15 protein-coding genes are annotated in these 12,654 nt (G+C 58.7%); 12 read left to right on the forward strand and 3 right to left on the reverse strand.

Going from position 1 to position 12,654, the window contains the following annotated elements:
• Positions 1 to 187 precede the first annotated feature (187 nt).
• The 10 genes from lepA to RAE19_RS14735 all read left to right on the forward strand — a co-directional run bounded on the left by lepA (position 188) and on the right by RAE19_RS14735 (position 8,866).
• Positions 188 to 1,999 (forward strand): translation elongation factor 4, encoded by a 1,812-nt coding sequence (lepA, locus tag RAE19_RS14690; RefSeq protein WP_313875587.1) that lies wholly within the window; start codon positions 188 to 190, stop codon positions 1,997 to 1,999.
• A complete protein-coding gene (gene lepB / locus RAE19_RS14695) occupies positions 1,999 to 2,964 on the forward strand; it encodes a signal peptidase I (protein ID WP_313875588.1) in 966 nt (321 codons plus the stop codon). Before lepA ends, lepB begins: the two co-directional genes overlap by 1 nt.
• Before the next feature lie 33 nt (positions 2,965 to 2,997).
• Entirely contained in the window at positions 2,998 to 3,345 is a 348-nt protein-coding gene (locus RAE19_RS14700) for a DUF4845 domain-containing protein (protein WP_313875589.1), read from the forward strand.
• Complete coding sequence (gene rnc / locus RAE19_RS14705; RefSeq protein ID WP_313875590.1) at positions 3,346 to 4,032, forward strand: ribonuclease III; 687 nt, start codon at positions 3,346 to 3,348, stop codon at positions 4,030 to 4,032. It abuts the gene before it with no gap.
• A gap of 107 nt (positions 4,033 to 4,139) precedes the next feature.
• Positions 4,140 to 5,099, forward strand: a complete 960-nt coding sequence (gene era, locus RAE19_RS14710; RefSeq protein ID WP_430962577.1) for a GTPase Era — start codon at positions 4,140 to 4,142, stop codon at positions 5,097 to 5,099.
• A gap of 127 nt (positions 5,100 to 5,226) precedes the next feature.
• Positions 5,227 to 5,976: a DNA repair protein RecO gene (gene recO, locus RAE19_RS14715; protein WP_313875592.1), complete on the forward strand. Its 750-nt coding sequence runs from the start codon at positions 5,227 to 5,229 to the stop codon at positions 5,974 to 5,976.
• Positions 5,973 to 6,722 (forward strand): pyridoxine 5'-phosphate synthase, encoded by a 750-nt coding sequence (locus RAE19_RS14720; RefSeq protein ID WP_313875593.1) that lies wholly within the window; start codon positions 5,973 to 5,975, stop codon positions 6,720 to 6,722. Before recO ends, RAE19_RS14720 begins: the two co-directional genes overlap by 4 nt.
• Before the next feature lie 9 nt (positions 6,723 to 6,731).
• Positions 6,732 to 7,124 (forward strand): holo-ACP synthase, encoded by a 393-nt coding sequence (gene acpS, locus RAE19_RS14725; RefSeq protein ID WP_313875594.1) that lies wholly within the window; start codon positions 6,732 to 6,734, stop codon positions 7,122 to 7,124.
• A gap of 75 nt (positions 7,125 to 7,199) precedes the next feature.
• Positions 7,200 to 8,303: a beta-N-acetylhexosaminidase gene (gene nagZ / locus RAE19_RS14730; protein ID WP_313875595.1), complete on the forward strand. Its 1,104-nt coding sequence runs from the start codon at positions 7,200 to 7,202 to the stop codon at positions 8,301 to 8,303.
• Positions 8,304 to 8,323: 20 nt separating this feature from the next.
• The gene (locus RAE19_RS14735; protein WP_313875596.1) at positions 8,324 to 8,866 is read left to right on the forward strand and encodes a rhomboid family intramembrane serine protease; all 543 of its coding nucleotides are present in this window, start codon (positions 8,324 to 8,326) and stop codon (positions 8,864 to 8,866) included.
• On the opposite strand, the gene RAE19_RS14740 is transcribed toward RAE19_RS14735, so the two are convergent.
• The 3 genes from RAE19_RS14740 to RAE19_RS14750 all read right to left on the reverse strand — a co-directional run bounded on the left by RAE19_RS14740 (position 8,753) and on the right by RAE19_RS14750 (position 11,425).
• Positions 8,753 to 10,693, reverse strand: a complete 1,941-nt coding sequence (locus tag RAE19_RS14740) for a S8 family serine peptidase (RefSeq protein WP_313875597.1) — start codon at positions 10,691 to 10,693, stop codon at positions 8,753 to 8,755. The two genes, RAE19_RS14735 and RAE19_RS14740, sit on opposite strands and share 114 nt — an antisense overlap.
• A gap of 11 nt (positions 10,694 to 10,704) precedes the next feature.
• Positions 10,705 to 10,992, reverse strand: coding sequence for a hypothetical protein (locus RAE19_RS14745; protein WP_313875598.1), 288 nt, complete (start codon positions 10,990 to 10,992; stop codon positions 10,705 to 10,707).
• Positions 10,993 to 11,197: 205 nt separating this feature from the next.
• Positions 11,198 to 11,425 carry a hypothetical protein gene (locus RAE19_RS14750; RefSeq protein WP_296508917.1) on the reverse strand — a complete coding sequence of 76 codons (228 nt, stop codon included), beginning with the start codon at positions 11,423 to 11,425 and terminating at the stop codon, positions 11,198 to 11,200.
• 165 nt (positions 11,426 to 11,590) lie between these two features.
• Here RAE19_RS14750 and RAE19_RS14755 point away from each other — a divergent pair, with 165 nt between their 5' ends.
• The gene (locus RAE19_RS14755) at positions 11,591 to 12,064 is read left to right on the forward strand and encodes a FecR family protein (protein ID WP_313875599.1); all 474 of its coding nucleotides are present in this window, start codon (positions 11,591 to 11,593) and stop codon (positions 12,062 to 12,064) included.
• Complete coding sequence (locus tag RAE19_RS14760; protein ID WP_313875600.1) at positions 12,061 to 12,648, forward strand: OmpA family protein; 588 nt, start codon at positions 12,061 to 12,063, stop codon at positions 12,646 to 12,648. Before RAE19_RS14755 ends, RAE19_RS14760 begins: the two co-directional genes overlap by 4 nt.
• Positions 12,649 to 12,654: the final 6 nt, after the last annotated feature.

The following is a 12,654-nucleotide window of genomic DNA, read 5'->3' on the forward strand; positions in this document are numbered from 1 at the left end:
TGCTGTTGCCGTGTAGCAACGACCCCCGATCCGGATTTTTGGGCTGTGCTTTTTGGACTTTTTGCCTACAATGAACGTCCAACTATCGCAGTTGCCAAAAGATTGTTGGTTCGGGGCGCGTCTCACCATGACGCGCCCTTTTTTCATGGCTGATCCTTTTAATTCAATTACTTGAAGCGCGTCGTTGATGAATCACATCCGAAATTTTTCCATCATTGCCCACATTGACCATGGCAAATCAACGTTGGCCGACCGCTTGATTCAGTACTGCGGCGGACTCGAAGCCCGCGAGATGGAGGCCCAAGTTCTCGACTCGATGGACATCGAAAAAGAGCGTGGGATAACCATCAAGGCCCAGACCGCTGCCTTGCAATACAAGGCCAAAGACGGTCAGGTTTACAACCTCAATTTGATCGATACACCCGGGCACGTAGACTTCTCTTATGAAGTGTCGCGATCGCTGTCCGCGTGCGAAGGTGCATTGCTGGTGGTGGACGCCTCTCAGGGTGTTGAAGCGCAGACGGTGGCGAACTGCTACACCGCGCTGGACCTGGATGTAGAAGTTCTGCCTGTCCTCAACAAGATTGACTTGCCGAATGCTGACCCGGATAACGCGAAAAGCGAAATCGAAGATGTGATCGGTATTGATGCGAGCGATGCGATCGCTTGCTCAGCCAAGACCGGGCTAGGTATTGAAGATATCTTGGAAACCATCGTGGCGAAGATTCCTTCGCCAAAGGGCAATCCGGATGGTCCTCTGCGCGCGATGATCATCGACAGCTGGTTTGACCCGTATGTCGGTGTAGTGATGTTGGTCCGTGTGGTGGATGGCCGTTTGGGCAAAGGCGAGCGCATCAAAATGATGGCGTCCGGAGCCACTTACAACGCAGACAACCTTGGCGTCTTTACCCCTGCCAACCAGCCTCGCACGTCGCTGGAAGCGGGCGAAGTGGGTTATATCATCGCGGGCATCAAAGAGCTGCAAGCGGCGAAGGTGGGCGATACCGTGACTTTGGTGAAAGCCGGAAGCGGCGGCGCTGCTTTTACTGCGACTGAACCCTTGCCAGGCTTCAAGGAAATCCAGCCCCAAGTGTTTGCGGGCTTGTACCCTACCGAAGCCAGCGAATACGACTCTCTGCGCGACGCTCTGGAAAAGCTCAAGTTGAACGACGCGTCTCTGCACTACGAGCCCGAAGTTTCACAAGCACTGGGCTTCGGATTCCGCTGTGGCTTCCTTGGTTTGTTGCATATGGAAATTGTGCAAGAGCGTTTGGAGCGCGAGTTTGACCAGGACTTGATCACCACGGCACCGAGCGTGGTGTACGAAGTGATGAAAAGCGATGGTGAAGTCATCATGGTCGAGAACCCATCCAAGATGCCTGAAGTGGGCAAGACCGCCGAAATTCGCGAGCCTATCGTAACCGTCCACCTTTACATGCCCCAAGAGTATGTGGGTGTGGTGATGACGTTGGCCAATCAAAAGCGTGGCGTTCAGATGAACATGGCCTACAAGGGCCGCCAGGTCGTCTTGACCTATGAAATGCCATTGGGCGAAATCGTGCTGGACTTCTTTGACAAGCTCAAGAGTGTGAGCCGCGGTTACGCGTCCATGGACTACGAGTTCAAAGAATTCCGTGTGTCGGATGTGGTCAAAGTGGACATTCTGCTCAACGGCGAAAAGGTGGATGCGCTCTCCATCATTGTTCACCGCACCCAGTCGGCGTACCGGGGGCGTGCTGTCGTCGGAAAAATGCGCGAAATTATTTCCCGCCAAATGTACGACGTGGCGATCCAGGCGGCCATCGGCGCCAACATTATTGCGCGTGAGACAATCAAAGCGCTGCGCAAAAACGTGTTGGCCAAGTGCTATGGCGGCGACATTTCCCGTAAGCGCAAGCTGCTGGAAAAGCAAAAAGCCGGTAAAAAGCGTATGAAACAAATCGGTTCTGTGGAGGTGCCGCAAGAAGCCTTCCTCGCCATTCTCCAAGTGGAAGATTAATGCAAGCATTCACAGCAGCGGTATTGGGCGCCTTTGTTGCCTATGGAGCCTCTTGGTATTTCGGTTTGGTCGATGGCAACTTTGCGCTGCTGCTGTTCCTGGCCAGCGTAGTAACCGGTGCGTATTGGTTGGCTGAGCGCTTTTACTTTCTGCCCCAGCGCCAGCGTGCAGTCGCGGAACTGGAAGCACAAGACGCCAAGCGCCGCGAAGGCTTGGCCCGAATGGGGATCACCCAGATCGACGGCGATATTCAGGAGGCCAAAGTCAAGTTGCTGATGCAGCCTTGGTGGCTGGATTGGACCGCGGGCTTGTTTCCCGTCATCATCGTTGTGTTTTTGTTGCGCTCATTCTTGTTTGAGCCTTTCAAAATACCTTCCGGCTCCATGATTCCGACGTTGCTGGTCGGTGACTTGATTTTGGTGAACAAATTCACCTATGGCGTCCGCTTGCCGGTCATCAACCTCAAGATCACGGAAGGCAACAAACCTCAGCGCGGTGACGTGATGGTGTTTCGCTACCCGCCCAAGCCCAGTCTCGATTACATCAAGCGGGTCGTGGGTGTGCCCGGGGATACCGTGGCCTACTTGAACAAGCGACTCACGATCAATGGCAAGCCGGTGGAAACCAATGCACTGCCGGATTTTCTGGATGAAGACGCAAGCCAATACTTCAAGCAATTTGAAGAGAGCTTGGGCGAGAAGCCACATCGTTTGTTGAACGACGCTCGCCGCCCTGCCTTTATTGCCGGCATCGAGAAGTTTGATGGCATGGAGAATTGCAGCTACACCGTCGAAGGTGTCACCTGCACGGTCCCCGAAGGTCAGTACTTCATGATGGGTGACAATCGCGATAACTCGCTGGACTCCCGTTACTGGGGTTTCGTGCCGGATAAAAATATTGTCGGCAAAGCGTTTTTTGTGTGGATGAACTTTACCAATCTGAAGCGGATTGGCGCATTCCACTGAGTGTTTCACCAACCAGCGTCCGGAAAATTCACTATGCCTAGCAAAGCTCAACAGCGCGGAATTTCTTTTATTGGCCTCTTGTTTGTGGGCGCCGTGCTCGCGATGACGGGCGTAGTTGCCGCACAAGCCTTTCCAACCGTGATCGAGTATTTCGCGGTTGAAAAGGCGGTGCAGCGTGCCTCCACAGGGCAGTCGGTCGTGGAAGTGCGTGCGCTGTTCGACAAGCAGGCCGAAGTGGACACTATCAAGTCCATCACCGGCAAGGACCTCGAAGTCACCAAGGTAGGCGACAAAGTGGTAGTCGGTTTCGCGTACGAGCGCGAAATCCATTTGGCCGGCCCGGCCTACCTCACCCTTAAATACGCAGGACGATCCAAATAAGTGACAGATGGTTTGACCGCGCTGCAGCAGCGACTGCAGCACCAGTTCTCGAATATTTCATTGCTGTCGAGGGCTCTGACCCATCGCAGCTTCTCTGCTGACCACTACGAGCGCTTGGAGTTTCTGGGCGACTCGGTACTGGGGTTAGCGATTTCCGATTTGCTCTACACCCGCTTGGGCAGTTTGCCTGAGGGCGATCTGTCGCGGGTACGTGCCAATCTCGTCCGCCAGGAAACCCTGCATGAGTTGGCCCTGAAACTCGGGCTCCCTGACGTGCTCAAGCTCGGGGAGGGCGAGATGCGCTCCGGCGGCCCCAAGCGGGCGTCCATCTTGGCGGACGCGCTCGAAGCCATCATTGGCGCGGTGTATCTGGATGCCGGGTTTAACACCGCGCAGGCACTGGTCCACCGCTTGTTTGAGGCGGTAGAAATCAATCCGCACATGCAGGCTATCGGCAAGGATGCCAAGACCGAGTTGCAGGAGTGGCTCCAGGGTCGCAAAATGAAGGTGCCGGTCTACACCGTGGTGGGCACCACCGGTGCCGCACACAAACAAAGTTTTGACGTGGAGTGCGAAGTCCCTGAGCTGCGCCTGTCGGAACGTGGTATCGGCGGATCCCGCCGCGCCGGAGAACAAGCAGCAGCTGCGGCCATGCTGCAAACCATTAAAGCAAAGGTCAAATCATGAATGCTCCTAAAAAAGTAGCTGCTCGCGCAGAATCCACGGGCGCTAAGGGGCAAAAAGACTCTCAAACTCCAGTAGAGGCCGTCGAGGTGCAATCAGACCTGGACGCGATGCTCGAAGGCTTGCTCAAGAGCACCCCCAAGTTGGCCACCCCCGGTACCGATGGTGCCGGTCAGCGGTGTGGCTTGGTCGCGATCGTGGGCAAGCCCAACGTGGGCAAGTCCACCCTGCTCAACGCCCTGGTGGGGCAAAAGATCAGCATCACCTCGCGCAAGGCGCAAACCACACGCCACCGGATCACCGGCATGCGCACCGAAGGGCAGACCCAGTTTGTGTTTGTGGACACTCCCGGTTTCCAGACCATTCACGGCAACGCACTGAACAAGTCTTTGAACAAAGCGGTGCAGGGCGCAGTGTCCGATGTGGACTTGGTGCTGTTTGTGGTGGAGGCCGGCAGCTTCACGTCAGCGGACGAAAAAGTGTTGAAGCTGCTGGGAACAGGTATTCCGGTCGTGTTGGTCGCCAACAAGCTGGACAACGTGAAAGAGCGTGCCAGCCTGGCCCCCTGGTTGCAAGCCATGCAGGCCCGCGCCAAATTCACCGAAATGATTCCGCTGTCGGCCAAGAACGCCAAGGATATTGAGCGCTTGCTGGGTATCTGCGAGAAGTTCTTGCCCGAGCAAGCCTGGTGGTACTCGGAAGACGAGTTGACCGACCGCAGCGAGAAATTCATGGCCAGCGAGTTGGTCCGCGAAAAGCTGTTCCGCCTGACCGGTGACGAGCTGCCCTACACCTCCACGGTGGTGATCGACAAGTTCGAAGAAGAACCACCGCAGAAAAAGGGCCAAAAGCGCCTGTTGCGCATTGCCGCCACCATCGTGGTGGAGCGCGATGGCCACAAGGCCATGGTGATCGGCGACAAGGGCGAGCGCATCAAGCGCATCGGCATGGAAACCCGTGTGGAACTCGAAAAGCTGGCGGATGCCAAGGTTTTTTTGGAGCTGTGGGTCAAAGTGCGCTCCGGCTGGGCCGATGACGAAGCGCGCGTGCGCAGCTTCGGGTATGAGTAAATTCACCCCCAGGCTTCGCGCACTGCGTGTCGCTTTGCCACCCCCCTTGCAGGGGGCAACGCCTGCAGGCTGGCACAGCCAGGCCTGCGGCGTTCGCTGGGTTTAGGCCCTCTCACTCCTACGATTCATGGCGACCAAACGGATTGCGGACGAGCCGGCATTTGTGTTGCATCGCTACGACTGGAGCGAGAGCAGCTTGATTTTGGAGGTGTTCACCCGCCACTACGGTCGGGTGGCATTGGTCGCCAAAGGGGCGAAAAAGCCCACTTCGAGTTTCCGCCCCATTCTGCTGCCTCTGCAGCCTTTGCACGTAGCCTTTGGAGGCGATGCCGAGATCCGCACTTTGCGCAGCGCAGAGTGGCAGGGCGGGCATGTGATGCCGACCGGGGATGCTCTTCTGTCTGGCTACTACCTCAACGAGTTGCTCATTACTTTGTTGGCGCGGGACGACCCGCATGCCGCGCTGTTTGATATCTATGCCCAAGTCGTCCGCGTCATTGCCAGCGAGCACGACGAAGTGCTCCAGGCGGCCCTGCGGACCTTCGAGTTGCTGTTGCTGCGCGAAGTGGGTTTTCTGCCCCAGCTAGATGCACAAACCATGACGCTGGCGCCTTTGCATGCCGATGTGCGTTATGTGCTGGTGCCTGAGGGCGGACTGCGGCAAGCAGGCCCTGACGACCGGGTCGGCCTACTCGGAGCCCAGTGGGTGGCGCTGCAAGATGCGATCGCAGACGACGCCCCCTTCACCACCACGCTGCGGGCTTGCGCGGAGGTGATGTCAGAACTCAAACCCCAGCTACGGGCGCTGCTGCACTACCATTGCGGCGTCAAGACGCTGCGCACGCGGCAGATGATGATTGATATTCAAAACCTATGAAAACCCATCTCTCCGTCAACCTGAACAAAGTAGCGCTGGTGCGCAACACCCGCCACCTCGGCATTCCCAGCGTCACCCGCGCAGCGACTTTGTGCCTGGAGGCGGGCGCCGCGGGTATCACGGTGCACCCGCGCCCTGATGCCCGCCACATCCGCGCGCAGGATGTGCTGGACTTGGCGGAGCTGCTCAAAGCCTGGCCGGACCGCGAATTCAACGTCGAAGGCAACCCGTTTCACAACCTGATGGATTGTGTGCGCGACCTGCGTGAGCGCGGACTGCCCGTACATCAGGTGACGTTCGTGCCCGACTCGGAAGGGCAGTTCACCAGCGACCACGGCTGGAGCTTCCCCGCGGATGCCGCACGCTTGCAACCCTTGATCGACGAGGCCCATGCCCTGAACCTGCGCGTGAGCCTGTTCATGGACGCAGACCCTGCCGCCATGGCGGCTGCCAAGGCGGTGGGCGCTGACCGCATTGAGCTCTACACCGAGCCGTTTGCCGCTGCGTGGGGCACCGCGGATCAGCAAGCGCAATTGGATCGTTTCGCCGCTGCCGCCCAAGCCGCGTTGGATGCAGGCCTTGGCGTCAATGCCGGCCATGATTTGAACCGCGACAACTTAACCGCGTTTGCGCAGCAGGTTCCCGGTTTGCAAGAGGTCTCTATCGGCCATGCCCTGATTGCCGACTCGCTGGAGCTGGGCTACACCGCCACCATCAAGGCCTATCTGGCTTGCCTCGGGCAATAAGGGCGAGTCTTGATTTACGGCATTGGCACTGATATCTGCGATGTGCGCCGCATACGCGCCAGCGTGGAGCGCCACGGCGAGCGCTTTGCAGCCAAGGTGCTGTCCGACGCCGAGCTGGCCACCTGGAAGGCCCGTAGCGCCCGCTGGCCCGAGCGTGGTTTGCGTTATCTGGCCACCCGTTTTAGTGCCAAGGAGTCGTTCAGCAAGGCGATTGGCTTGGGCATGCGCATGCCCATGAGCTGGAAGCTGTGCGAAATTGCCAACGAGCGCAATGGCAAGCCGGTCATCGTGTTGCATGGTGAGCTGAAGACCTGGTTTGAAGCCCAAGGGCTGCAGGCCCACATCACTGTGACGGACGAAACTGACTATGCCGCCAGCTTCTGTGTAGTGGAAACCCGCTGAGAATATGAGTAAAAATAGCCGCTAGCGCTCATAGAATAAGCGCAAGCAGCTCCTGAATTGATAGCAAACAACACCATGATATTCCACGCCCCTCTGATCATCGATATCGCCGGTACCAGCCTCACCGCCGTGGACCGCAAGCGCCTCAAGCACCCGCTGGTGGGGGGCATGATTTTGTTTGCCCGCAACTGGCAAGACCGTGAGCAGCTCACCGCGCTGTGCCGCGACATCAAAAAAGTGCGCGCGGATTTGCTGATCTGCGTGGACCATGAAGGCGGCCGTGTGCAGCGTTTCAAGACCGATGGTTTCACCCACCTGCCGCCCATGCGCGCCTTGGGGGATATGTGGATGCGTGACGTGGTGCCTACCACCTCCACCAAGAAGGCGGGCGCCTTGGACGCTACCAACGCGGCCACAGCCACCGGCTACGTGCTGGGCGCCGAGTTGCGCGCCTGTGGCGTGGATATGAGCTTCACGCCGGTGCTGGACCTCGACTACGGCGAGAGCAGCGTCATTGGTGATCGCGCGTTTGCACGCGACCCGCGTGTGGTGAGCATGCTGGCCAAGAGCCTGATGCACGGTTTGCAAAAGAGCGGCATGGCCAATTGCGGCAAGCACTTCCCCGGCCATGGCTTTGTGAAAGCCGACTCGCACATCGACATACCGGTAGACAAACGCGGCCTCAAAGCCATTTTGGCGGACGACGCCGCACCCTACCGCTGGCTCAACACCGTGACTAGCAGCGTGATGCCGGCACACGTGATTTATCCCAAGGTCGACAGCCGCCCTGCGGGCTTCTCGAGCGTGTGGCTGAACGACATCTTGCGCGGCCAATTGGGCTTTACCGGTGCCATCTTCAGTGACGACCTGTCTATGGCCGGTGCCCGCTTGATCGATGGCAAAACCGTGAGCTACACCGAAGCGGCTGTGGTGGCGCTGAATGCAGGCTGCGACTTGGTGCTCTTGTGCAACCAGTCCATGGCCAATGCCGAGGGGGGTGGCAAGGCGGTGGACGAGCTGATCGACGGCCTGACCGAAGCCCAGCTCAAGGGCCAGTGGCAGGCGCTGGAGGCGAGCGAAGCCCGCCGCCGCGCATTGCTGCCCACCAGCCCTGCCATGGCGTGGGACGACCTCATGGTGCACCCCGACTACATGCAGGCACTGGACTGGATCGCCTGAAAGCCTGAGCCGCGCCGGCCATGGACTTCGCCGCGCTGATCTATCACCGCCAAGAGTTTCTGGACGGGCAGTGGTGGTTGCCTTTTACGGCGCAGCTGGTGCACTTCAATCTTGCGCACGGCATGTCCAATGCGATGGTCGCGCTGGTGTTGGGCGCATTATTCCGGCCGATGCTGGTTTGGGCACACCAGTGCGCCTTGATTTTGGGAAGTGCATTCGCCGTTGCCGTGGTCGTGGTGTCAGATACGAACTGCGCCTACTACGCGGGTGCTTCTGGCGCGCTGTACGGGTGGGCTGCAGGCGGCTGCCTGATGACGATTTTTTCCGAGAGCGTCAGCTCCCAACCCCACCGGCGGATCGCACTTTTCGTGTTGTGCCTGTTGCTGGTGCGCTTGGTGACGATGCAGTGGGCCGGGGTCGGAGCTACAGCGTGGGGCTTTCCGGTCTATTTACCCGCCCATTGGGCAGGGCTTGTTGGCGGACTTGCAGTGGCTAGTTTCTTCATGCGCAGGAAGACGACGCTTGCGCAGACCACGCATCGCCAGCAGAGCGACGAGCGCTAGCTCCCATCCCGACATCGTGCCGCCACCGCCCCCGCTGCTACTTGCGGTGGCAAGGGTCGCGGAGTTGATGGTGAGCGTGACCGTTTGCGGCATGCCCGAGCGGCTGGTATCGCTGGGGGTGACGGTGAAGCTATAGGTTCCGAGCACGGGGATACTCCAACGGAAGCGGCCTGTGCTGCTGAGTGTCGCCCCTGCAGGTAACCCGGAGCTGGAGAACGTGACCGTATCCGCCGAGTCTGCATCAACGGCGGTGACATCAAATTGGAGGTCGATGCCTTCGGTACCCGTTTGCGTGGGCGCCGACGTCATGGAAGGTGGAGTGTTTGACGCAGAGCCCTCGCTCACCTGCAAGGCCTTGACCGCTGCAAAGGCATCCAACATGCCGGTGCCGCAGGTGGTCAATGATGCGCAAACAGTTCCCGACCGGAAGGGGCGGGTGTTGTTCTTTAACAGCGCCGCAATTTGTGCAGGTGTCAGGGTTGGCTTGATTTGCAGCAGGAGTGCGGCGGCCGCGGCAACATGCGGCGCAGCCATGCTGGTACCGCTTTTGAGCAAGATCGCATCGCTCTGAGGCGTGGTCCGGCCCGTGTTGTCGGTGGAAAAAATGCTGGAGCCGGGTGCACTGAGGGCGACTTGCGCTCCAATGTTGGCGAAGCTCGATTTTTCCCCCGTGATGGTGTGGGCGGTCACCGCAATCACGCCATCGCAATTTGCCGGCGAGGAGACGGGGCCCCCGTCGTCATTCCCGGCCGACACCACCACAGTGGTGCCTGCCGCTACAACTGCGTTGACGGCATCCCTATACGAGTTGGAGCAGCTTCCCGTGCTACCCAGGCTCATGTTGATGACTTTGGCGATATTCGGGTTGGTGACGCCATTCACTTGGCGAAGGCCTGCAGCCCAATACATTCCTTCCTGGATATCCGATGAGTAACCACCGCATACCCCCAACACCCGAACCGGCAGTATCTTGGCGCCGAAAGCACCACCGATAACGCCGCTGCTGTTATTGGCAACTGCGGCAATGGTGCCTGCGACATGGGTACCGTGCCAGCTGGAGTCCTCCACCGCGCAATCGCTCGCGTTGGAATTCCAGTCTCCGGGGTCTGTGGGGTTATCGTCACGCCCATCTCCATCATTCGCCGTTGTAAATGTGGTGTTGATGGGCGGGTTATCGGCTGAAATGAAATCGTAGCCCTGCAACACGTTGGCCGCCAAGTCCGGATGGGGGCGATACCCCGAGTCCAACACCGCCACGATCACCCCCGCACCCGTCACCGGGGTGCTGGATCCAATCATCCGATCCCATGCGAGCTGGAAATTGGCCCCGCCGACCGCACCAGCAGGTGATTTGAGGTTCCATAAGCTGCTGAAAAACGTGTCGTTCGGCGACAGGTGCGCTTGCACGCGCTCATCAATCTCGACGTACTCCACCGCAGGGTCTTTGGCCAGCTTGGCTATGACCGACTGCATTTCCAGCCGGGTCAAGGGGGCGCCGGTGCTCGCCACCTGGATGCCGTTGTAAATGGTTTTCAGGTGGCGCAGATTCAATTCGTGCCCAGCCACAGTGCTGGCCGCGCGCTCTTTCAAACCTTGAACACGTTCCCTGTCGCTGGTCTCTGCGAAGAGGTGAGCGGCTTTGGACTCTTTGGGGGTCTTGAATTTGATGATCAACCGGCTGTACGTCGCCCCCTCCAGGGAGGCGGCGGAGCGGGCGACTTTGGCTGGTGGGCCCTCAGTGAAAGGCAGAGCAGCAAGCGCGGGTATCGCTCCGAGGGCAAGGGCGCTAAGGGTGGCATTTCTGAGTAAACGCAAATAAGGTGTCATCGCAAGTGCCCCTAATTTCGCATCGCTTTGGCATCCAGTTCGGCATATCGCACTCCGGGGGCCTTTGCGAGTTTTGCCACAAGGTCTTGGGTCGTCTGCCCGGGTTGTGGAGTGATGGCGAGCAAACAGCTGGTCGCTGACATCTTTGCCACAAATACGATGGATGCGGCACCGGTGGATGCAGAGAGGCTCCGCACCAGTGCTGTGGGATCTTCAGGGATGGGTTCGTGAGTGCCCACCATTAGGCGTACCGCTTGGGTGGAGACAGGTGTCGTTGCTGAGGCGACGCTTGGACTCATGGACGGGCCCAATCCGCAGCCGGAGAGAGTCGTTAAAAGCGCCAAAAAAATGCCAAAAGTGAACAGTTTCACAATGCTCCCTCGCATGTGTCGAAACAGAGTGGGGTGCGTGAGTCTGCGGGCAGACATCACTTTTTCACATTGTAGGCACGAGCCGAAAGGGCTACCAAAGACTAAGGAAAGCGGCCCGGTTGTTCGCCGAGTATCAGGGTGAGCGGTGCAGCCGGGGAGCCGAAAGGGCGACGATCTGGTCGCGGGTCGCTTCGTCGATCAGGCGGTGCTTGAGCAGGCTGCCGTCTGCGGTCATGAGCGCCCGCAGTTGTTGCAGATCTTTGACGGTCGGGGCGACCTTGATCTGTGCAAGCGCAGCCTGGCTGTTGTTGCCTTTGATGAGTGCTGCCACTTTGGTGGCCCAAACGCTGGGACGAGACATGTGATGGAGTGGCCAACTTTGATAAAGAAGGTTATTTTCGCACACCACCGCCAGAAACGCTTCATGGATTGCTACGAAAACAATAGCGCCAATGCGACCGTTGATCGCAATCCCTACATTTCTCCTGCTGGAATAGACCACGCCGATCCGGTACCATCGCCGGCTATGACTCAAGCACATACCGGTTTTAGAGCGTTGACGCGCAGCACCATGTTGGCCTGCACCCTTGGGCTGGCCCTTTGGAGTCCATCTGTGATGGCGCAAGAGGCCCGCAGTGGGACGTTTAAAACAGTGCAGGGCGGTGTCAGGGTGCTCCAAGGCGATGCCCAGCGCGCAGTCATTCCCGGTGCCGGTGTGCAAGAGGCAGAAAGAGTCCAAACCGATGCAAGCGGTTCTGCCGTGCTGATGCTGCGCGACGGTACATCGATTGCCATTGGCCCGAACACCACCGTCGATATCAGCCGCTTTCAGTTTGACGGCACCACCCAGCAAGGCAGCCTCGCAGTCCGGGTGCTGCAGGGCACGATCCGGATGGTGACCGGCCTGTTAGGCAAGGTGCAACCAGACAACGTCAAAGTGACAACGCCCGCCACAACCGTTAGTGTGCGCGGCACGGATTTCATTGTGGAGGTGCTATGAGCGTGCGTTACCTCGTTGTTGTTGCATTGCTCGGCCTGCAAGCATGTGCCCCTGTAAGCCGTGTTATTTTGTTGCCGGATAGTGAGGGCCGGTCTACCGCAGTCCAGGTGAGCAATGCCGGCGGTGTAGTGGATTTGACCCAGCCCTTTCAAACTGCAGCGTTGCAGCAGGACGGCCGCTTGGAAGCAGGCGTACTCAGTGCTGATGAAGTTCAAGAGAAATACAAGGGGCTGCTGGCGTTGCCGATGCCCACAGCGTCTCAATTGACATTGCGGTTTGAGCCTGGCACATCCAATTTGACGGCGGAGTCTCAGGGCCAGCTCCCGGAGATCATTGCGTTGGCTTCACAGCGGGCAGGCGGTGAAATCCTGGTGGTGGGTCATACCGACCGCACAGGGAGCCCGCAGGCCAACGACACTTTGTCATTGCAGCGAGCGCAAGCGGTGCGTGAGCTGCTGGTACAGCGCGGCTTTGCGCCTGAACGGATTGAGGCAATTGGCCGTGGCGAGCGTGAGCCGGTGGTCCCGACCGAAGCCAATGTGAATGAACCCCGTAACCGCCGCGCAGAAATCATCATTCGCTGAGCGCGT

It is taken from the genome of Rhodoferax potami (assembly GCF_032193805.1).
GTDB classification, from domain to species: Bacteria; Pseudomonadota; Gammaproteobacteria; order Burkholderiales; family Burkholderiaceae_C; genus Allorhodoferax; species Allorhodoferax potami_A.